General features: G+C 56.9%; 21 protein-coding genes. 14 read left to right on the forward strand and 7 right to left on the reverse strand.

The annotated features are described in order from the left end of the window. Nucleotides 1-4: 4 nt before the first annotated feature. The 3 genes from ON16_RS14405 to ON16_RS14415 are packed head-to-tail and all read right to left on the reverse strand — an operon-like array spanning nucleotide 5 to nucleotide 1,968. A complete protein-coding gene (locus ON16_RS14405) occupies nucleotides 5-520 on the reverse strand; it encodes a Gx transporter family protein (protein WP_040664148.1) in 516 nt (171 codons plus the stop codon). A gap of 4 nt (nucleotides 521-524) precedes the next feature. Next, nucleotides 525-923, reverse strand: a complete 399-nt coding sequence (locus ON16_RS14410) for a NusG domain II-containing protein (RefSeq protein WP_158441634.1) — start codon at nucleotides 921-923, stop codon at nucleotides 525-527. Continuing rightward, the gene (locus ON16_RS14415) at nucleotides 889-1,968 is read right to left on the reverse strand and encodes an FAD:protein FMN transferase (RefSeq protein WP_051131803.1); all 1,080 of its coding nucleotides are present in this window, start codon (nucleotides 1,966-1,968) and stop codon (nucleotides 889-891) included. The genes ON16_RS14410 and ON16_RS14415 overlap by 35 nt, the downstream gene beginning before the upstream one ends. A 219-nt stretch (nucleotides 1,969-2,187) precedes the next feature. Here ON16_RS14415 and ON16_RS14420 point away from each other — a divergent pair, with 219 nt between their 5' ends. After that, nucleotides 2,188-2,952: a hypothetical protein gene (locus ON16_RS14420; protein ID WP_040664151.1), complete on the forward strand. Its 765-nt coding sequence runs from the start codon at nucleotides 2,188-2,190 to the stop codon at nucleotides 2,950-2,952. 189 nt (nucleotides 2,953-3,141) lie between these two features. Here ON16_RS14420 and ON16_RS15195 read toward each other — a convergent pair whose 3' ends face one another. Further along, the gene (locus ON16_RS15195) at nucleotides 3,142-5,685 is read right to left on the reverse strand and encodes a M56 family metallopeptidase (protein WP_051131804.1); all 2,544 of its coding nucleotides are present in this window, start codon (nucleotides 5,683-5,685) and stop codon (nucleotides 3,142-3,144) included. Further along, nucleotides 5,682-6,047: a BlaI/MecI/CopY family transcriptional regulator gene (locus tag ON16_RS14430; protein ID WP_040664153.1), complete on the reverse strand. Its 366-nt coding sequence runs from the start codon at nucleotides 6,045-6,047 to the stop codon at nucleotides 5,682-5,684. Before ON16_RS14430 ends, ON16_RS15195 begins: the two co-directional genes overlap by 4 nt. 280 nt (nucleotides 6,048-6,327) lie before the next feature. Here ON16_RS14430 and ON16_RS14435 point away from each other — a divergent pair, with 280 nt between their 5' ends. Beyond that, on the forward strand, nucleotides 6,328-6,915 hold the full coding sequence (locus ON16_RS14435; protein ID WP_040664155.1) for an NAD(P)H-dependent oxidoreductase: 588 nt from the start codon (nucleotides 6,328-6,330) through the stop codon (nucleotides 6,913-6,915). Between the two features lie 316 nt (nucleotides 6,916-7,231). On the opposite strand, the gene ON16_RS14440 is transcribed toward ON16_RS14435, so the two are convergent. Continuing rightward, the gene (locus ON16_RS14440; RefSeq protein WP_040664157.1) at nucleotides 7,232-7,696 is read right to left on the reverse strand and encodes a nucleoside deaminase; all 465 of its coding nucleotides are present in this window, start codon (nucleotides 7,694-7,696) and stop codon (nucleotides 7,232-7,234) included. An 81-nt stretch (nucleotides 7,697-7,777) separates the two neighbouring features. Here ON16_RS14440 and ON16_RS14445 point away from each other — a divergent pair, with 81 nt between their 5' ends. The 10 genes from ON16_RS14445 (at nucleotide 7,778) to ON16_RS15200 (ending at nucleotide 15,927) form a co-directional block, all read left to right on the forward strand. Continuing rightward, nucleotides 7,778-8,041, forward strand: a complete 264-nt coding sequence (locus ON16_RS14445; protein ID WP_040664159.1) for a DUF2508 family protein — start codon at nucleotides 7,778-7,780, stop codon at nucleotides 8,039-8,041. Next, nucleotides 8,032-8,295: a pro-sigmaK processing inhibitor BofA family protein gene (locus ON16_RS14450; RefSeq protein WP_040664161.1), complete on the forward strand. Its 264-nt coding sequence runs from the start codon at nucleotides 8,032-8,034 to the stop codon at nucleotides 8,293-8,295. Before ON16_RS14445 ends, ON16_RS14450 begins: the two co-directional genes overlap by 10 nt. 263 nt (nucleotides 8,296-8,558) lie before the next feature. Further along, nucleotides 8,559-8,990, forward strand: coding sequence for a 50S ribosomal protein L13 (gene rplM / locus ON16_RS14455; RefSeq protein WP_040664163.1), 432 nt, complete (start codon nucleotides 8,559-8,561; stop codon nucleotides 8,988-8,990). Between the two features lie 14 nt (nucleotides 8,991-9,004). Next, a complete protein-coding gene (rpsI, locus tag ON16_RS14460) occupies nucleotides 9,005-9,409 on the forward strand; it encodes a 30S ribosomal protein S9 (protein ID WP_040664165.1) in 405 nt (134 codons plus the stop codon). A 239-nt stretch (nucleotides 9,410-9,648) separates the two neighbouring features. Continuing rightward, nucleotides 9,649-9,858 (forward strand): ribosomal L7Ae/L30e/S12e/Gadd45 family protein, encoded by a 210-nt coding sequence (locus tag ON16_RS14465; protein WP_243441841.1) that lies wholly within the window; start codon nucleotides 9,649-9,651, stop codon nucleotides 9,856-9,858. Nucleotides 9,859-9,960: 102 nt separating this feature from the next. Next, nucleotides 9,961-10,377, forward strand: a complete 417-nt coding sequence (rpsL, locus tag ON16_RS14470) for a 30S ribosomal protein S12 (RefSeq protein ID WP_040664170.1) — start codon at nucleotides 9,961-9,963, stop codon at nucleotides 10,375-10,377. Between the two features lie 128 nt (nucleotides 10,378-10,505). After that, complete coding sequence (gene rpsG, locus ON16_RS14475; protein WP_193372966.1) at nucleotides 10,506-10,976, forward strand: 30S ribosomal protein S7; 471 nt, start codon at nucleotides 10,506-10,508, stop codon at nucleotides 10,974-10,976. A gap of 11 nt (nucleotides 10,977-10,987) precedes the next feature. Then, nucleotides 10,988-13,096, forward strand: a complete 2,109-nt coding sequence (gene fusA / locus ON16_RS14480; protein WP_040664174.1) for an elongation factor G — start codon at nucleotides 10,988-10,990, stop codon at nucleotides 13,094-13,096. Between the two features lie 101 nt (nucleotides 13,097-13,197). Then, on the forward strand, nucleotides 13,198-14,403 hold the full coding sequence (gene tuf / locus ON16_RS14485) for an elongation factor Tu (RefSeq protein ID WP_040664176.1): 1,206 nt from the start codon (nucleotides 13,198-13,200) through the stop codon (nucleotides 14,401-14,403). 423 nt (nucleotides 14,404-14,826) lie between these two features. Further along, a complete protein-coding gene (locus ON16_RS15200; protein WP_051131805.1) occupies nucleotides 14,827-15,927 on the forward strand; it encodes a helix-turn-helix domain-containing protein in 1,101 nt (366 codons plus the stop codon). Between the two features lie 150 nt (nucleotides 15,928-16,077). Here ON16_RS15200 and ON16_RS14495 read toward each other — a convergent pair whose 3' ends face one another. Beyond that, complete coding sequence (locus ON16_RS14495; protein WP_040664178.1) at nucleotides 16,078-16,725, reverse strand: GntR family transcriptional regulator; 648 nt, start codon at nucleotides 16,723-16,725, stop codon at nucleotides 16,078-16,080. A gap of 338 nt (nucleotides 16,726-17,063) precedes the next feature. Between ON16_RS14495 and ON16_RS14500 the strand changes: the two genes are divergently transcribed. Together ON16_RS14500 and ON16_RS14505 are read left to right on the forward strand one after the other, a co-directional pair. After that, nucleotides 17,064-17,978 carry an NAD(P)-dependent oxidoreductase gene (locus ON16_RS14500; RefSeq protein WP_040664181.1) on the forward strand — a complete coding sequence of 305 codons (915 nt, stop codon included), beginning with the start codon at nucleotides 17,064-17,066 and terminating at the stop codon, nucleotides 17,976-17,978. 33 nt (nucleotides 17,979-18,011) lie between these two features. Then, entirely contained in the window at nucleotides 18,012-19,043 is a 1,032-nt protein-coding gene (locus tag ON16_RS14505; RefSeq protein ID WP_040664184.1) for a TRAP transporter substrate-binding protein, read from the forward strand. Nucleotides 19,044-19,069 lie beyond the last annotated feature (26 nt).

Here is a 19,069-nt window from a genome sequence, read left to right on the forward strand (position 1 = left end):
ACGCTCACGCTTTCCTTAACGAAGTGTGTTCCAGTGCCCGGAACAAAAGCCCCGCCGCAAAGCCCGTCAAGGCTCCGGTAAACAGGGATACCCCCAGCAGGAGGGGGAGATAATAAAGCGGAGCCGTGTTGCCCAGCGTCAGCATCGCCGCGGCGATTTGTCCGCAGTTGTGGGCCGCCGCGCCGCCGATGGATACGCCGTAGAGCGAAAGATGTTTGGAGCGGGACAGCAGCGCCATGACCGCCATGGCCGAAAGCCCCCCGAACAGGGAGAACAGCAGCGCGTTTAGATTTCCCGCGAACAGTGCGCCCAGCGTACACCGGGCAATCAGAATCAAAAATGCCTGCCCCGCTCCCAGCGCATACAGCGCAAAGACCGTGACAATGTTGGCAAGGCCCAGCTTTACTCCCGGCAGGGGTACCGCCAGAGAGAGCGGAAGAAAATTTTCCACGTAGCTCAGTGCCAGCGCCAGCGCCGTCAGCACGGCGCACAGCGTCAATTGCTTTGTCGTCAGCTTCATGCGCTCACCCCAATACGGCGTCTACGCCGTTTTCTGCCCCGCCGGACAGCGTCACCGAAATCCGCGCGGGCAGGCACACAATGCTCTGCCCCGCTTGGGTGATGTGCCCGGTGTGAACGCAGTCCTGATTTGGACAGGTAGAATCCACAACCTCCGCCCCGCCGGAGAACAGGCGGACATGGAGCGTATAACCGTTTGCGCTCAGTTCTCGCACCACCGGATCGCTTAGACGGGAGAGGTCCACGGTTTCCGTCACTTGACCGTTCACAGAGACGGTGGCGGTGAGGCCCCGTCCGCCGCCCCAAACAGCCGCCACCATGGCGCACGCCAGCAGAATGACCGCCAGCACCACCAGCGCGTCCGCAGGTTTAGGACGGAGTGCGGGAGATTGTTTCATAGGCATAGCCGCTGCCATCCTCCTGCTCAAATTTGTCCGCAAGGCCGTCCGTCACCAGTACCCGGCCGTCCTCTGTCACCAACACCATCTGGAAATTATATGCGCCGGAGCGCCAGAATTCCGCAGCCTTCTCTTCGCCCATGACGAACATGGCGGTGGAAAATGCGTCGCACATGGTTCCGTTTCCGGGAGTATTCGGTGTCTCCGTCTTGTTTCCATCCGCCACAATGGTGACGGAGGTGAGGCCGCTTTCCGCCGGATAGCCGGTGGCGGGGTCGATGATATGGTGATAGCGCTTGCCGTCCTGCTCAAAATACCGCTGATAGCCGCCGGAGGTCACAGCGAAGGCGTCCGACAGGGACAGAACCCCCACAAAGCCGCCGGAACGGTCAGGGTCCTGCACCCCCACGCGCCATGCGCTCCCGTCCGGCTTGGTTCCCCGGACATAGATGTTGCCGCCGAGGGAGGCCATAGCACGTTCCACACCGTTTTCGGACAGAATCGCCTCCACACAGTCGGAGGCGTATCCTTTGGCGATGCCGCCCAGATCGACGGCCTGCCCCTTCCGCAGCGTCACCCGCGCAGAACTGCTTGAAATGCCCTCTACCAAAACGCCCGTGTAATCCACGGCGTTTAAAAGCGCGTCCAGCGCCGGCTGGGTCGGTACCTGATAATGATCCGTGGTAAAACCCCATGCGGAAACCACAGGGGCGATGGTGATATCGAACGCGCCGTTGGTGGTGTGGCTGTAACTCCAAGCGGCGTTCAAAAGCCCCGCTGTCTCAATGCTGACGGCCACCGGCGCGTCCGCCGCGCCGCTGTTGATGGCGCTGACTTCGCTGTCGCTCCGGGTGCGGGAGAGCAGGGCCTCCAGCCGGTCCACCTCTGCCTGCGTCTCGCTCACGGCGCTTTTCGCGCCCGTACCGTAGGCGGTGACGTTCATGGTGGTGTCCATAGCATAAAATTCCGCCGAGCTTTCTCCGGTGCTTTTACAGCCCGTCAGACTGCAAAAAAGCGCCATGCAGAATACGGCAGCTAAAAATCGTTTCATGAATCGTTTCCCTCGCTTTAAAAATTTGGAAAAAAGACGAATGTTCCGTGAATTATCAGTATAGCACGGTTTTGTTCGCCGGACAAGCGGCACAGCCGCCCCTTGCCGCCTTTTTTACGGAAAGCCCTTGCAAAAACGCAAACAATCTGCTAAAATAACACGATATGCGCGGGCACATATTTGCGCTGATTCTAAAATTGCCCATGGAGGTTGCAATAAATGCCGAAGAAGAACAAAGCGGACGAACTCAAGAAGGACAACGCGCCCCTGAACGGTGCGCTTAAATTTTTCATTGGAGGATGCTTGGCGGAAATTTATCTGCTGATGGTCCGGAAATATTATATCAACGGCAATGTGGATCAGATGCTGGGCTGGGACGCAGCTATGCCCACCATGATCGGAATCGGAGCCGCCGTCCTTGTGCTGGGCGTGATTTTAGCCGTTGTCTGGCGGAAGACGGCGGGGTGGAAGCGGACGCTGGCTTGGACCGTGATCTTTGCGGGAATGTTCTTTTCTGCGGGCAACTGGCTTGTTAAAACGGTCTATCCCTCCGGTACGACGATCCTCTGCGTGGTCACGGCGGCGGTGATGCTGCTGGGCGTTCTTTGGTGCTTGTATGCGCGGGACTGCTTCTATGCTATGACGATTTTAGGAACCGGATTGTTTGCCACTTGGGTCTGCCGCCACGGGGTGGATAATATCTATTGGAAGACCTATGTAATTGTGGGGGCGTGTGTGTATCTGGTTCTGCTGGCTGCCGCTGCTTTGACCGCCCGGAAGATCGAGCGGGCCGACGGAATGCTGGGCAATGTCCGTATTCTCCCTAAGGACGCGGACTGCACGATTCTCTTCGCCACCTGCGGCCTTTCCGCCATTGCCACCGTGCTGTCCCTCTTTAGTGCCACAATTGCCTATTATGCCCTGTGGACGCTGGGAATTGTGGTCTTCATTCTGGCCGTATTTTACACCGTCAAGGAGCTGTGAGCCGGGGAAACTGCAAAAGTACCCAAAAGCGATCTGCTTCGCTTGCGGAAAAGTGAAAATAGAAAATATGCAGCAGCCGCCATCCGAAAGGATGGCGGCTGCTTTTTGCCGTTCGGGATTTCATTGGAGTGAGCAGAGAGCGCAAAATGAAATACCACATGGTTTTATGGGGAAATCTCTCGCGTTTGCTCAGGACCCGCTGTTCGCCACGCTAGTCTCCACGCCCAGATAGTCCAGAAGCGTTTGTAGATTCTGAAGGTTTGCACCGCAGTCCTTGGTTGTCATCCCGGCGGGGCAGAGGGCGTTGTCCTCTTTAAAATAGACAGTGACAAGCGTGGGCTTGTCGTCTTGTGTCTTCGGGTAGGTCCAGCGGACTTCTTCCAGATTGTCAATCAGAGCCAGCAGCAGTGTGGCTGGTTCAAACATGGCTGCGTCTAATGCGTCCGGGTTGGACGGTTCGTTTTGGAAATTGATCTGAAGTATATAGGGGCGTTCGGCGGTGAACAGTTCCAGCTTGTAGTCGCCGAAATCGCCGATTCCCAGCGCATTCAACAGCTTTCCATCTGCCGCGGCATCGCCTATGTAGGGATTTTTCAGGGCGTAAAGCCGCATGGCGCTGCTGGATAACGAGCCGGAGCCGCTCTCCACGGAGGTTACCAGCCGGAACCGCACCGCTCCGTCGTTGATTTGGGTGGGATCTTTCCCGGCCTGATAGGCCGTGAAGCCGGTGCTTGTCTCCGAAAAAAGGTAAGTGAGCAGAACAGCTTCGTGGGCATCCGCCAGAGAGAAGGTCTTTTTCGTGGGGGATTTCCTGCCGTCGAGCGAGTCTATATAGCCGGGGATCATGCCCGCCCCGTTATACCCTGCCGCAGGAAGACCGACCGTCCACTCCGCCATAGCGGGAGAGCCGGTTTCACCGTAGCTGCAATGAAGCGCATTGCCGAAATTCGTACCTGTCCCGTCATAAGAGACTTCACAGGTCAGAGTTCCGGAAAAATTCCGGGAGGTGATGCCGGTTCCGTCTTCCAAAAAGCCGTCTGAGATTCGGGGTATGCTGGAAACCAGAACGCCATGGTCGTAGACGTCCTCATAGATGGCCCAAGACCGCACCGGTTTTGCAAGCTCCGCCACGAAATCCACGCCTACGCCGGCGGAGGCGCCTTTCACCGTGATCTGGTTGCCGTCCTGCGCGGCGCCGGCTCCGGGGCCGTTGGATAAAAACTCCTGCCGCAGCTCCTCGCCGCCAAGACGGGAAAACTCTACTCGAAGGACTGCCGCCACGTCTGTGAACCCATCGGCAAACAGCGCGGCGGGGGAGAAGCTTTCAAAGACGGAACCGGTTCCGGAAAGCCGCCCGTCGTCGTCGGACAGTTTGAGCACGCCCACAACGTCCAGCTCGCTCAGCGCACGGCGGGTTTTGTCCCCGTTCTGACCAGGATAGGCCGGGCCGACCAGCGCACAATAGTCCCGCTGAGGAAGTGCCGAAGGATAGGGGTAGCCCGCGTTTCCACCGTCAATCGGCAGTGAGAAATGCCACCCGCCGCTGGAAAATCCGGTGTCCATATACCCGGCGAGAGACGCGGTTCCCCGCCGGGGCGCGTGATTTGTCTCGGCGTTAAAATCAAAATAGCACACTGGGTTTCGGGCAACCAGTTCCCCGTGGTCGTATACATCCTCGTAAAAAAGGCAGGAGTTGATGTCTCCGGGTACGGAATAGGAAAATTCCAGCGCCGTCCGTCCTCCCGCGCTGACAGTTCCTGATGTCTGGGCCCAGCCCCTGCCCACCGGCGCATTCGTGCCGCAGATCACCGCCGCGACAAGGCACAGCGCCGTCGCTAAAAACGCGGCGGCGGGAGCCGCCCGCTTCCAGCGCAGGATGTTTTTCACCCGGGGCTTGGCGTCGTTTTCCCCAAAGGCCAGCGGCCCGGTTGCGGGGAAGCGCCGTCCGGCGGCGAAGGAGACGAGAGACAGGGAGTAAAGCTGTTTTACTTCCGGCCCCAGCTTTCGCAAAACCGCCTCGTCGCAGCTCATTTCCATGTCCCGGCAAAACAGATTGTGGCACAGCCAAACCGCCGGATTCCACCAGTAGACCGTGAGAATTCCAAATCCCAGCAGCTTCCACCAGAGATCGCCCCGGCGCAGGTGCGTCCGCTCGTGAAGCAGAATGTGCGCCAGTTCTCCCGGTTCCATACGGAAGGGAACGTAGATCTTTGGACGGAAAAACCCCAGCACAAAGGGAGTCTTCAACCCGTCGCACTGGAAAACGCCGTCCTCCAGCCGCACCGCCTGTGCCACGTTCCGCCGGATTCGCAGATCGGAGATCACCACCCAAACCAGCATTGCGCTCAGGCCCACCACCCAGAGCAGCGCCAGAACCTCCATGGGGGAGACGGGCATCGTTGTGATGGCCTCCGGCGCGTTCTGCGGCGCAGCGGGGGTGGAGTGGGCCGTGTGATCCGATAGAAGGGGAATCGCCGTTTGTCCAAACTCCCGGATGACGCTCTGCGCCGTCTCCTGCGCAGTCTGCACGGGCGCGGAGTTGAACAGGCTCATGGGGGAGGGAAGACTCACGGGACACACCAGTCGGAATGCCACCACGGCCCAAAGAACATAGCTGTACTTCTTTGGCGCGGGGCGCAGACAAAACCGCGCCAGCAGCACCGCTCCCATCACCGGAAGAGCCGTCAGGCTCAAGTCCAGCAAGGCTTGAAAAAACGCCGTCAAAGCTGTCATTGCGCACCCTCCCTATGAGCGTCGATCAGACGCTTCAACTCCTCCGCCTCCTGATTAGAGAGCGTTCGCCCGCCCATAAACGCGGTCAAAAACGACGGCAGGCTCCCGGAAAACGCCTTTTCCACGAAATCCTCCGCTGCTTCGGCGGTCACCGTCTCGCGCGGGGCCAGCACGCTCACCAGCGTATTTTCGTTTTTCAGCAAGCCCTTGCCGCACAGCTTTTTCAGGACGGTGTAGGTGGTGGATTTCTTCCACCCCAGCTTTTCTTGGCACAGTTCCACCAGCGCGGGGGAGGAAACCGGCGCGGCGTCCCACACCACCTGCATGAACCGATACTCACTGTCACAGAGTTTATATGTCATAGCGGCCTCCTTGGTCTATTATCATAGACTATATGCAGTCTATAACAATAGACTGAACCTGTCAAGAGAAAAAACGAGAGCGGACGACCACGAAAGAATTGCTTGCCGAATGATGTGATGCGAGGCGCAGGGGGCTTCCTCGCCGGTGCGGACTTTGTGCCAATGTGCGCGATCCCTCTTGACGGGGCTTTTCGGGGTTAGTATACTATTTATATAAAATAAAATGAAATCTGCCAAAGAGGAAAGCCGCCTCTGGCGGCGGGCAGGAACGGAGGGTGCTGTGAAGCGGGCGTTGTACATTGACTGCTGCATTCGGGGCAAACAGTCCCGCACGCGGAAGGTGGCGGAGGCGTTTCTTGCCGCGCTGCCGAAAACTTGGAAGGTGACCACGGTAAATCTGATGCGGGAGGACCTGCGTCCACTCAGCGGCGAATTTTTTGCGGGACGGGAAGAACTGCTTCAGACCGGGAAAATCGACGATGTGCGGTTTGACCGGGCGCGGCAGCTGGCGGCGGCCGATCTGGTGGTGATCGCCGCGCCGTTTTGGGACATGAGCTTTCCGGCTCTGCTGAAAATTTACATTGAAAACGTGTCGGTGGAGGGAATCACCTTCCGCGGGACGGAAGAGGGGCTGCGCGGCCTTTGCCGGGCGGAGCGGTGCGTGTTCCTCACCACCCGGGGCGCGGCATATGCGCCCGGCGACCCCATGGAGCAGGCCTTACCTTATCTGCGGGCCATCCAGAAATTTTTCGGCTTCGGAGCGCTGGACTGCGTGGCGGCGGACGGGCTGGATCTGGACGGCGCGGACGCGGACGCCCTTGTGGCGGAAGCCTGTGCCCGGGCGGCGGCGCTGGCGGAGACGCTCTGAGCTTTGCCATGTGCGGCACAGTTCACGGCAGGCAGGCGCGGTGCGGATGTGAAAGAATCCAACGGATGAAGCTGCTTGCCGATTAAGGTTCCAAGGCGGCTGGTTTGCGCCTTTCGCATGGCAGGGCCGAAACACAATGCACGTTTGTAAATGAAAAAGCAAAACAGGCCAGCCGGCAGGCTGGCCTGTTTTGCTTTGGAAGATTGGATGAAAAGAAGTTTTGTCTCTTGCAAGTATTAAGATACAGGAGTTCTATTAACAAAACCAGCCGAAATTGTTACAAAAGTCTTAAATCCCGCGCCTGTCCAACAAATTTTCACCGTTTTGTATCTTCGCCGCCTCGCAGCTTTTGAAAAAATGCCGCCAGCACGGCCCTGCATTCCTCCGCCAGTACGCCGCCTACCAGCGCGGGCGGATTGGGGAAGTCCTCCATGAACAGATTCGTCACGCCGCCGCAAGCGCCGAAGGCGGGGTCCCGCGCGCCATAGAATACTTTGGAAATACGAGCGTTCAAAATCGCCCCGGCGCACATGGGGCAAGGCTCCAGCGTCACATACAGCGCGCAGCCGTCCAGCCGCCAACTGCCCAGATGCCGGTTGGCGGCGGCGATGGCCTCCATCTCCGCGTGGGAGGCGGCGGCGGACAGCTCCTCCCGGCGGTTGCGCCCCTCGCCCACAATACATCCGTCCCGGACGATGACGCAGCCCACCGGCACTTCTCCGGCGTTTGCCGCCTCTTGAGCTAAGGCCAATGCCCGGCGCATGTAATTCTCATGTTCCATATGGTACTCTCCTGTATAGAAATTGGAATAATTGTCCAAACTCTCCGTAAGATATAGAGCGTAAGGAAATGGGGGAGTCGTATGAAGAGCGCGTTCTTTTCCAAACGTCCCGCGCAGGACTCTATGCTGGAGGCCCTGCAAGCGGAGCTGCGGATGGCGCAGGGCGAGCTGTCTCTGGCGTACCGCCAGTTTGATCTGGCCACGGACCCGGAGTTGGTGGAATCCTGCATCTTTCAAATCAGCGCTGCCAAAGCCCGGTGCAATTACCTGATCCGCGCGATCAAGGCCCGCTGCCCCGATACGGCGGCGATGGCAAAGACGGAGGAGGCCGCCACATGGACCTGAGTCAAAAAGTAATCGCGGGGCTGCTGGCGGTCTTTTTGCTGGCGGCCCTTCTGCGCATTTTTAAAGCGCCGCTGCGGCTGGCACTCAAGCTGCTTGCCAACACGCTGCTGGGGTTCCTTGCCCTGTACCTGACGGGGCTGGCGGCCCCGTGGACCGGCATTGCGCTGGGGCTGAACCTATGGAACGCCCTGATTGTGGGGGTCTTAGGCTTGCCGGGGTTCATCCTGTTGCTGCTGGTGCAGTGGATCTTGTAGCGGTTACATATGATATAGGGTGTCCGATTCCCAGCGGAGGCGGTACGCCGCCTCCGTTTTTCTGTGTAAAAAAATAAAAATGGAAAGTTAGAATTCGAGAGATATTAAAAGAAAAACAAAGAAAACAAAAGCAATGGTGGAGATAAATTAAATTCGTGTTGACATTGCAGACATCAGGTGGTATAAATAATCTTGCTCTGATTTTACCCTGAACCATCAGGTTTGTAAAGAAAATCAAGAATTTCATATACGGAGGAAAAAATATGTCCACTTTTATGGCGAACGCGTCCAATATTGAGCGCAAGTGGTACATCCTGGACGCCGCCGGCAAGCCCTTGGGCAAGACGGCCGTTCGGGCTGCTGACATCCTGCGCGGCAAGACCAAGCCCACCTTCACTCCCCATGCCGACTGCGGCGACTTTGTCATCATCATCAACGCAGGTAAGGCTGTGCTGACCGGCGACAAGGGCAACCAGAAGTTCTACCGGACTCATTCCGGCTGGATCGGCGGCCTGAAGGAAACTCCTTACCGCATCCTGATGAAGGAGAAGCCGGAGCTCGCCATGCGCGAGGCTGTCCGCGGCATGCTGGCCAAGAACAGCGTGGGCCGCGCTTCTCTGACCCGTCTGCACATCTATGCCGATGAAAACTACGAGCAGCAGGCCCAGAAGCCCGTGGCGCTCGACGCGGAATAAGGAGGAAGAACAGAATGTATCAGTCTAAGAAGCCCTATCTGTACGGCACCGGCCGGAGAAAGTCCTCTGTCGCCCGCGTTCACCTGTTCCCCAACGGCACTGGTTCTATCACCATCAATGGCCGTGACATCGACGAGTATTTCGGTCTGGACACCCTGAAGATGGTGGTTCGTCAGCCTCTGGAGGCCACTGAAAACACCGGGAAGATGGACATTGTCGCCACCGTTACCGGCGGCGGTGTGTCCGGTCAGGCCGGCGCTCTGCGCCACGGCATCGCCCGTGCTCTGCTGCTGGCCAGCGAGGACAACCGTCCCATCCTGAAGAAGGCCGGTTTCCTGACCCGCGACCCTCGTATGAAGGAGCGCAAGAAGTACGGCTTGAAGGCCGCCCGTCGCGCGCCTCAGTTCAGCAAGCGCTGATTTTCAGCTTTTTTATCCCCCGCGGCCGACTGGCTGCGGGGGATTTCCCGTACTGTGTCACCTTTTTGAACCGCAGAAGGCGGAATATGAAAAAATTCGGCAGAGATTCCGAACAAACGCTTGACTGTGCTCATAAATCATGGTACAATTTCAACCTGCGCGGATATTCCGCGAATTTTGCCATGCGAATGTGAGGGATCTACCGCGTGCTGGAGGAATTAACAGGAAAGTCCAGGGTCGTGGGCATCAAGCAATCCCGCAGAGCCATTTCTCAGGGGCAGGCCGCCAAGGTGTTTCTGGCCTGCGACGCGGATCCGGAGCTGCTGGAATCCCTTGCAAAAAGCTGCGACGAAAATGGCGTCCCCGTGGAGAAAACGTGCACGATGGCGCAGCTTGGCGATGCCTGCCGCATCAGCGTGGGCGCCGCTGTGGCCGTCCTTTTAAAATAAGGATGGAAAATTTCGTTTTTTTCGGAATAGTCTGCCGACTTTCCGCAAAAAATAAAGGCTGTGTGTTCCACAGCCAGAACATTTAGTAGAAAGGAGAACAATATGCCTACTTTTAACCAGCTGGTCCGTAAAGGACGGGAGCAGGCCTCCTACAAGTCCGCATCCCCCGCACTGCAGTTTGGCCTGAACACCCTGAAGAACAAGAACACCGATCTGCCCTCCCCTCAGAAGAGAGGCGTCTGCACCGCGGTGAGAACGGCCACCCCCAAGAAGCCGAACTCCGCTCTGCGTAAGATCGCCCGTGTTCGTCTGACCAACGGCTACGAGGTCACCGCTTATATCCCCGGCGTGGGTCACTCCCTGCAGGAGCACTCCGTCGTCATGATCCGCGGCGGCCGTGTCAAGGATCTCCCCGGCGTCCGTTATCACATTATCCGTGGTACTCTGGATACTCAGGGCGTTTCCGGCCGTATGCAGGCTCGTTCCAAATACGGCGCCAAGCGTCCCAAGTCCAAGTAAGGACTGCAAACTGAAAGCTTTGCCGAACAGGTTTATATATATTTTACCTCTTTGGCAGGCATTCACGGAAGGCAGATTTGCCTTTTGAGTACCTATGACATCATATTATTATGAAGGAGGGAAGTATCGTGCCGAGAAGAGGTAACGTTCCCAAAAGAGAGGTTCTGCCCGATCCCGTTTACGGTTCCATTCTGGTGACCAAGCTGGTCAACAGCGTGATGCTGGACGGTAAGAAGGGCGTGGCCCAGAAGGTGGTCTATGCGGCCTTTGATCAGATCAAGGAGAAGACCGAGAAGGACCCCGTTGAAGTATTTGCACAGGCTATGGAGAACATTATGCCCAGCCTGGAAGTCAAAGCCCGCCGTGTTGGCGGCGCAACCTATCAGGTCCCCCTGGAAGTTCGTCCCGCTCGCCGTCAGACTCTGGGTCTGCGGTGGCTGACCGCCTATGCCCGTTCTCGCGGTGAGCGCACTATGGCGGAGCGTCTGGCCAGCGAGATCATGGATGCGTCCAACAACACCGGCGCCGCCGTGAAGAAGCGTGAGGAAGTCCATAAGGCTGCTGAGGCCAACAAGGCATTCGCGCACTTCCGCTATTAAGGAGAAAGACTATGCCGAGAAAAAACACACTCGAAAATACCCGCAACATCGGCATCATGGCCCACATTGATGCGGGCAAGACGACCACTACCGAGCGTATCCTGTTCTACACCGGCGTAAACTACAAGATCGGTGAGACCCATGATGGCACTGCCACCATGGACTGGATGGCGCAGGAGCAGGAGCGCGGTATTACCATTACGTCCGCCGCCACCACCTGCCACTGGATGGGGTCCAAGAACCAGTTCCCCGATACCCGCATCAATATCATCGACACCCCGGGCCACGTGGATTTCACTGTGGAAGTGGAGCGCTCTTTGCGCGTGCTGGACGGCTCTGTGACCGTTCTGTGTGCCAAGGGCGGCGTTGAGCCCCAGTCCGAGACTGTGTGGCGTCAGGCAGATACCTATAAGGTTCCCCGCATGATCTACGTCAATAAGATGGACATCATGGGCGCGGACTTTTATAACGTCCTGCGGATGATCGAAGATCGGCTGAAGTGCAACGCTGTTCCCATTCAGCTCCCCATCGGCAGCGAAGATACCTTTAAGGGAATCATCGATCTGGTGGAAATGAAGGCCGATGTGTACTATGACGATCTGGGCAAGGACTTGCGCGTGGAGGATATCCCCGCCGACATGCTCGATCAGGCCAATGAGTACCGTGAAAAGCTGATGGATGCTGTTTCCATGGTGGACGAGTCCATTATGGAGAGCTATCTGGCTGGCGAAGAAGTGCCCGTGGAGAAGATCCGCGCGGCCATCCGCAAGGCCACCGTCAACAACGAGATGGTTCCCGTCACCTGCGGTACGTCCTACAAGAACAAGGGCGTGCAGAAGCTGCTGGATTCCATCGTAGACTATATGCCCTCTCCTCTGGACATCCCCGCCATCAAGGGTGTGAACCCCAAGACCGACGAGGAAGAGGACCGTAAGCCCAGCGACGACGAGCCCTTCTCCGCGCTGGCATTTAAGATCATGACCGATCCCTATGTGGGTCGTCTGAGCTTCTTCCGGGTGTACTCCGGTCATCTGACCACCGGCTCCACCGTGCTGAACAGCACCAAGGGCCAGAAGGAGCGCATTGGCCGCATCCTGCAGATGCACGCCAACCACCGGGAGGATATCGAAGAGGTCTACGCCGGCGATATCGAAGCCGCCGTCGGCCTGAAGAACACCACCACCGGCGATACGCTGTGTGATGAAAAAGCTCCCATCATTTTGGAGTCTATGGAGTTCCCCGAGCCCGTTATCCGCGTGGCAATCGAGCCCAAGACCAAGGCCGGTCAGGAAAAGATGACCATGGCCCTGATTAAGCTGGCGGAAGAGGACCCCACCTTCAAGACTTGGACCGACGAAGAGACTGGCCAGACCATTATCGCCGGTATGGGCGAGCTGCATCTGGACATCATCGTGGACCGTATGCTCCGCGAGTTCAAGGTGGAGGCCAACGTGGGCGCACCTCAGGTCGCTTACAAGGAAACCATCAAGAAGAAGGTCGAGCAGGACACCAAGTATGCTCGTCAGTCCGGCGGTAAGGGCCAGTACGGTCACGTTAAGATCCGTGTGGAACCCAACGAGTCCGGTAAGGGCTATGAGTTCATCAACGCGGTGGTTGGCGGTGCGATTCCCAAGGAGTATATTCCTGCTGTCGATGCCGGTATTCAGGGCGCCCTGAATGCTGGTGTGGTCGCCGGCTTCCCCGTGGTGGACGTGAAGGTTACGCTGTATGACGGCTCCTTCCACGAGGTTGACTCCTCTGAAATGGCATTTAAGATCGCTGGTTCCATGGCGTTTAAGGAGGCCTGCCGCAAGGCAGACGCCACGCTGCTGGAGCCCATCATGAAGGTCTGCGTCATCGTGCCCGACGAGTATATGGGCGATGTCATCGGCGATCTGAACAGCCGCCGCGGACAGATCGTGAAGCTGGAAGCCCGTCCCGGTGCACAGCAGATCGATGCGCATGTGCCTCTGGCCGACATGTTCGGCTATGCCACCGACCTCCGCTCCCGTACGCAGGGCCGTGGCCAGTACACCATGGAGCCCAGCCACTATTTGGAGATGCCCAAGAACATTCGGGAGAAGATCGTGGCTGCCCGAAACGGGAACAAGGCCGAATAATTGGGGATTGATTTTCCCCGCGTTTTACGGTAAAATAAGCAGTGCTGAATAAAAACTGCGCTGCCCGCAAGGATTTTTGAATTTGATAGGAGGATTTTCAAATGGCTAAGCAGAAATTTGAAAGAACAAAGCCCCATGTTAACATTGGCACCATCGGTCACGTTGACCATGGCAAGACCACGCTGACCGCTGCTATCACCAAGTGGCTGTCCCTGCAGGGCAAGGCCCAGTTCGAGGCTTATGACAACATCGATAAGGCCCCCGAAGAGAAAGAGCGCGGCATCACCATCAACACCGCCCACGTTGAGTATGAGACCGACAAGCGTCACTATGCTCACGTTGACTGCCCGGGCCATGCCGACTATATCAAGAACATGATCACCGGCGCTGCCCAGATGGACGGTGCAATTCTGGTTATCGCTGCTTCCGACGGCCCCATGGCCCAGACCCGCGAGCACATCCTGCTCGCCCGTCAGGTGGGTGTGCCCGCCATCGTCGTGTTCCTGAACAAGTGCGATCAGGTCGACGATCCCGAGCTGCTGGAGCTGGTTGAGATGGAAGTCCGCGAGCTGCTGAGCAAGTATGAGTTCCCCGGCGACGATCTGCCCATCATCAAGGGCTCCGCGCTGAATGCTCTGGTCTGCGAGTCCACCGATCCTGCCGCTCCCGAGTATGCTTGCATCAAGGAGCTGATGGACGCGGTTGACGACTATATCCCCACTCCCGACCGTAAGGAAGATATGCCCTTCCTGATGCCCGTCGAGGACGTGTTCACCATCTCTGGCCGTGGCACGGTTGCTACCGGTCGTGTGGAGCGCGGCGTCCTGAAGATGAGCGAGGAAATCGAGATCGTCGGCATGGCCGAGGAGAAGAAGAAGACCGTCGTTACCGGCATCGAGATGTTCCACAAGCTGCTGGATTACGCTGAGGCTGGCGACAACATCGGCGTTCTGCTGCGTGGCGTTGACCGTACCGGCATCGAGCGTGGCCAGGTTCTGGCGAAGCCCGGTTCCATTCATCCCCACACCAAGTTTAAGGGCCAGGTCTACGTTCTGAGCAAGGACGAGGGCGGCCGTCACACTCCTTTCTTCAACAACTATCGTCCTCAGTTCTATTTCCGTACTACGGACGTGACCGGCGTGATCTCTCTGCCCGAGGGCGTTGAGATGTGCATGCCCGGCGATAACGTCGAGATGGACGTTGAGCTGATTACCCCGATCGCTATCGAGAGAGGCCTGCGTTTCGCTATCCGTGAGGGTGGCCGTACCGTTGGTTCCGGCGCTGTTATCGAAGTCGAGGAGAAGTAAGAATCCACTGAAAAGGCATTGCTTTAACAGCGTGCCATTCAGATGATTTGAATGCTTTCAAACTGCCGAAAAGGTCCATTGGACTTTTTCGGCAGTTTGCTTTTTTATGAAATCACTCGCCTGCATGGCAGGCGGTAACATCCCATAATTGATTCAGCGCCAGCGTCCGCTTTATGGACGCCGGCGCTTTACGATCACATGTTTCGGATTTGGGAAGAATGTGCCCCCAAGTCTGCGCAGGCGGATCGTCTGCGCAGACCAATCCTCGCAGGGAAACTGCCTTCGGGGAAAACCGAAAGGCAGGGGCCGAATTTCCTTGCAATGCAAGCACTTTCCCGGAAAACGGGACAGAATTCCCGCCTTGTGGGGTAGCGGCACAACAGGGCCTATGGTATACTTTTCATGAAGAAAGGAAGTGAGGAGATGCCTCGGAAATTTGCGGAGCAGCTTCGCGGTTTTCGTCAGGCGCGTGGCTTGACTCAGCAGGAACTGGCCGACGCCATTGGCGTGAGCAATAAGACGATCTCACGCTGGGAAACGGACGGTGGCTACCCCGACGTAGACTTGCTGGTCCCGTTGGCCAGAGCACTGGGCGTTACAGTGGACGATTTATTGGACGGGGAACGACCCGTGCGGCAGTTAACGCAGACGGACTGGCAGAATCTGCTGTCCTTTGCCTTTGCCCTCGGCGGGGGTGCGCTGTTCTTTTTGCTGGATTTGTTCATGCCGTCGGCGGTGTGCTATCTGGCGTACCTTGGCTGCATGGCGTACGGTGTGTACCTCCAGCGCTACTATACCTACCAGAGCCGCTGGTTCCTCGGCGCGAACCTCATCATGGATGCGTCGGTAAATCTGTCGCTGTGCGTGCGTGCGGTGTCGCTGGTTGCTGGCTGGCTTGCCATGGGGGCGATTTATGGGGAAAACGCACTGGAACAGATGCAGTTCTTCCAAAATTTCCAGACGAACCTTCTGTGGGGTTTCGGTGCGGCTCTGCTTCCCGCGCTGGCGCTGACAGCGGTAACCCAATATGCAGTGGTCAGGCGGGGCGGCCTTTCCGCCCCGGAGCACGAGGGCGCGCGGCTGCGGGCTTACTGCCAGCGCCCCCGCTGGCGGCAGGCGATTGGCGCGGCGATCCCGCTGCTGGCTTGCGGATATTGGTTTCTGGCCTATCTGACGCCGCCCCCGATTGGAAAGATTGAGGAGGCCAGACCTCGTTTTGCGTTGCTGCTGCTGGTTCTGGCGGTAGTATTCACGCTGCCTCTGCTAAAAAAGGGCTTTCGCCGATGGATTCTGCCCCAATGGGCGATGACAGCGCTGTGCTGGGGGATGACGGGACTGGTGCGGTATGCTTATTGGATGCCGCGGGTTCAGCGATACTATGCTGAGTGGAGCGGGAAATCGTCCAACACCAGTGTGTCCATCATTGGGCGAGGCTCTGTGGGCATGGAACTGCTGGCTCTGGTTCTGGCGGCAGCATGGGTTGCGTTGGGCTGTCTCCGACTGCGTTGGGAGAAAGACGGGTAGCAGCCGGTCCCCGCGAAAGAGTCCCTGCCTCTTTTCGGACATATCTGCGTGTTAGACAAAACTTTTCTATAAAAATGAACGCTCCCCGCATCGGGTTTGCACCTGATGTGGGGAGCTTTTTTTGTGAGGACAGCGGCTCCATACGGAACCTCACTTGTACCAGCCGATGGCCTTGTTCAAAAACCGCAGATGATCCCGAATTAGGGACAACAGGCGTGCCTCGTCCCGCTGAAGCAGAGCGTTGAGGATCTTGCGGTGTTCCCGCAGGGAAATCTGAAAATCCTCCGGCGTGACCCGTCCTACACTGTAAACAAAAAAGACACTGCCAACGCTCCAGTTGAATTCATACAGCCGAGTCAGCTGATCGTTGCCAGCCATTTGAATCAACAGCAGGTGGAATCGAGTTTCAAGATCCCGTGCCGTTGTCAGGTCGGTGGGGGAGATGTTGTCAAACTGGTCAACGATTTCCTGCAGCTGCGCAATCAAATCCGGAAACTTGTCCACATTTTGAATGGCCGTGTTGACGGCCCAGCACTCCATCATGATGCGGGTGTCAAAATAGTTGCGGATATCCTGTGTGGAAAACTGCTTGACAATGAAGCCCCGGCGCGGAATTCGCTCCACCAGTCCCTGAGAGACTAAACGGTTCAAAGCAGCCACAACGGGGGTACTGCTGATATTCAGATCTGCGGCAATCTTCTGGGGCGCCAGTTTGGAGCTGACAGGGTACACGCCGGTTTGAATGCGCCGTCTGATCTCGTCCAGCGCATAGTCCTGCAGTGACTCGGGATAATCCATAAAGCCTCCATAGCAACTTGGTTTTGCTAATATAGTAACATAAAAATTAGCAATGTCAAGAATTTGACAAACATCCGGCGGCAATTGCATTTTACTCTGAAGAAATTTCGGTAGAGCCACCATTTTATCAGTCGGCTTTTAAGCTGAAGAAGAGAAATTTCAAAAACAACAGCGTACAAAGTATCCAAAAAAAAAATGTTTTGGGCAAACTCGCTAGTTTTAATTTTAACAAGAGAAAAGAATTGACATTTGTTCCAATGAAGCCTAGAATCCAAATTAAAGATTTTAAATTTAAAATTTTAAATGAAATTTACGGGTTACGCGTAGGAGATGTGTTTATGAAGAAGATCGGTTTTTTAGGTATGGGCGTCATGGGACTGCCCATGGCAAGCAATATCGTAAAAGGCACCGGTCAGTCGATTCTGGGCTTTGACGTGGCGGAAGCCCAGCGGGAGGCATTTCGTCAGGCCGGAGGCACACCGGTGGACGATCCGGTGAAGATTTACAAGACCTGTGACGTGATTTTGCAGATGCTTCCTACCCATGCCATCATCATCAACTCGGTGGAACAGGCCATTCGGTATGGAAAAGCCGGCAATATCATTGTGGATCTCAGCTCTACTGCGCCCGACATCATTCAGGACCTGTACGAAAAGACGGCGGCAGCGGGTATGTATCTGCTGGATTCGCCCGTCAGCGGCGGCAATCCCATGGCGATAGAAGGCACGCTGGCCATCATGACCGGCGGCGACAGGGATGCGTTTGACGCAGTGGAGCCAATCCTCAAGTACATGGGGCATCCGGTTTACACGGGCGGCGCGGCCAGCGGTGACATTACCAAGCTGGTGAACAATCTAGCGGCGGGTGCCATGCTGGTGGCCTATTGCGAGGCATATGCCTTTGCCGCCAAGGCGGGCATCGATCTGCAAACCACCTTTGACGCCACCCGCTGCGGCTTTGTGGGCGGACCGCTGTATGACAACAAGATCCCCATGATTATCCGCCGGGACTACACCCCAGGCGCGCGGGTGGCGGTTCACCGCAAGGATATCCTCAACGTCAAGCACTATGCCCACAAGCTGGGCGTGGACCTGCCCATGGGCGACGTGGTGCTCCAAGTTATGGATTGGATGAACGACAACGGTCATATCGACGAGGATCAGGCTGCCATGGTCAAATACTATGAGGACAAGATGGACGTGACCGTGGGCAGCAACACTTGGGAATCCCCCTCCCCCGCAAGGCTCCAATAAAAAGAGAGACCGAATATTAAGGAGGAAGTTACGATGAAAAAGAGACTTTTGGCGGGTATCCTCGCGACTCTGACTCTGAGCGGTTTGCTGACCGGATGCGGCGGCTCCGCGCCCACAGTGAGCGGCGGCTCCGCAGCAGCTTCCGGCGGCAGCGCCGCGTACAATTGGAAATGTGCCCTGAATTCCACGGAAGGAGACAACGCCTATGACGCGGCGGCTATCTTTGCGGACAAGGTCAACGAGCTGACGGGTGGACAGGTCAACGTGACGCTGTACGGCGGGGCAAGTCTTGGCAGCACCACTGAGGTACTGGAGGGCATGAGCGTAGGCGTTGCAGACATTATCTGCGAGTCCGTGGGGACACTGGCCCCCTTCACCACACTGGCCAACATTGACGCAATGCCCTATGTTTACAGCGGTTACGATCACTTTATGAACGTCTGGTCCAGCGATCTGGGCGAGGAGATGAAGACTGCCATCGGAGAGGCTGCCGGATTCAAGCTGTTGGGCGGGGCCTATCGCGGTGCGCGCATTGTTACCGCCACTAAGCGAATGGAAAAGCTGGAGGATTTTAAGGGCTTCAAGCTCCGCGCACCCAATCTGGACGTGTACGTCAAGACCTGGCAATGGATCGGCGCGTCCCCCACGCCCATGGCGATGAACGAGGTTTACACCGCGTTGCAGCAGGGAACCGTGGAAGGGCAGGAAAACCCCATGGTGGACGACCTGAACTACTCCTTCGATGAGGTTTGCAAATACTGGATCAAGACCAACCATGTTTATTCCTGCAACTTGTTTATGATGGATCGCAACTATTTTAACTCTCTGCCTCAGGAGATTCAAGACGCTGTGAAGGAGGCCGCCGAGTATGCCGGCCGGCAGATCAGCGAGGTGCAGTCCGAAAAGGATACTGCCGCCGAGCAGACGCTGCGGGAAAAGGGCTGCGAGATCATTGAGGTGGATACCAAGGCGTTCTCTAACGCGTTTGACGGTTTTGCTGAAAAGAACTATCCCGATCTGGCCGACTGGGTCAATCAGATCAAGGCTATGGACAACGCCGGATAAGTGACATGCCGGAAACAGAGAAAGAG

Source organism: Oscillibacter ruminantium GH1, from assembly GCF_000307265.1.
GTDB classification, from domain to species: Bacteria; Bacillota; Clostridia; order Oscillospirales; family Oscillospiraceae; genus Oscillibacter; species Oscillibacter ruminantium.

Bases quoted from the DNA above. Each gene is read 5' to 3' on its own strand.
- ON16_RS15200 (WP_051131805.1), top strand. From the start codon at position 14,827: ATGCCTCGGAAATTTGCGGAGCAGCTTCGCGGTTTTCGTCAGGCGCGT.
- rpsI (WP_040664165.1), top strand. From the start codon at position 9,005: ATGTATCAGTCTAAGAAGCCCTATCTGTACGGCACCGGCCGGAGAAAG.
- ON16_RS14420 (WP_040664151.1), top strand. From the start codon at position 2,188: ATGCCGAAGAAGAACAAAGCGGACGAACTCAAGAAGGACAACGCGCCC.
- rplM (WP_040664163.1), top strand. From the start codon at position 8,559: ATGTCCACTTTTATGGCGAACGCGTCCAATATTGAGCGCAAGTGGTAC.
- fusA (WP_040664174.1), top strand. From the start codon at position 10,988: ATGCCGAGAAAAAACACACTCGAAAATACCCGCAACATCGGCATCATG.
- ON16_RS14410 (WP_158441634.1), bottom strand. From the start codon at position 923: ATGCCTATGAAACAATCTCCCGCACTCCGTCCTAAACCTGCGGACGCG.
- ON16_RS14415 (WP_051131803.1), bottom strand. From the start codon at position 1,968: ATGAAACGATTTTTAGCTGCCGTATTCTGCATGGCGCTTTTTTGCAGT.
- tuf (WP_040664176.1), top strand. From the start codon at position 13,198: ATGGCTAAGCAGAAATTTGAAAGAACAAAGCCCCATGTTAACATTGGC.
- ON16_RS15195 (WP_051131804.1), bottom strand. From the start codon at position 5,685: ATGACAGCTTTGACGGCGTTTTTTCAAGCCTTGCTGGACTTGAGCCTG.
- ON16_RS14440 (WP_040664157.1), bottom strand. From the start codon at position 7,696: ATGGAACATGAGAATTACATGCGCCGGGCATTGGCCTTAGCTCAAGAG.
- ON16_RS14495 (WP_040664178.1), bottom strand. From the start codon at position 16,725: ATGGATTATCCCGAGTCACTGCAGGACTATGCGCTGGACGAGATCAGA.
- ON16_RS14450 (WP_040664161.1), top strand. From the start codon at position 8,032: ATGGACCTGAGTCAAAAAGTAATCGCGGGGCTGCTGGCGGTCTTTTTG.
- ON16_RS14505 (WP_040664184.1), top strand. From the start codon at position 18,012: ATGAAAAAGAGACTTTTGGCGGGTATCCTCGCGACTCTGACTCTGAGC.
- ON16_RS14405 (WP_040664148.1), bottom strand. From the start codon at position 520: ATGAAGCTGACGACAAAGCAATTGACGCTGTGCGCCGTGCTGACGGCG.
- rpsL (WP_040664170.1), top strand. From the start codon at position 9,961: ATGCCTACTTTTAACCAGCTGGTCCGTAAAGGACGGGAGCAGGCCTCC.
- ON16_RS14430 (WP_040664153.1), bottom strand. From the start codon at position 6,047: ATGACATATAAACTCTGTGACAGTGAGTATCGGTTCATGCAGGTGGTG.
- ON16_RS14500 (WP_040664181.1), top strand. From the start codon at position 17,064: ATGAAGAAGATCGGTTTTTTAGGTATGGGCGTCATGGGACTGCCCATG.
- ON16_RS14445 (WP_040664159.1), top strand. From the start codon at position 7,778: ATGAAGAGCGCGTTCTTTTCCAAACGTCCCGCGCAGGACTCTATGCTG.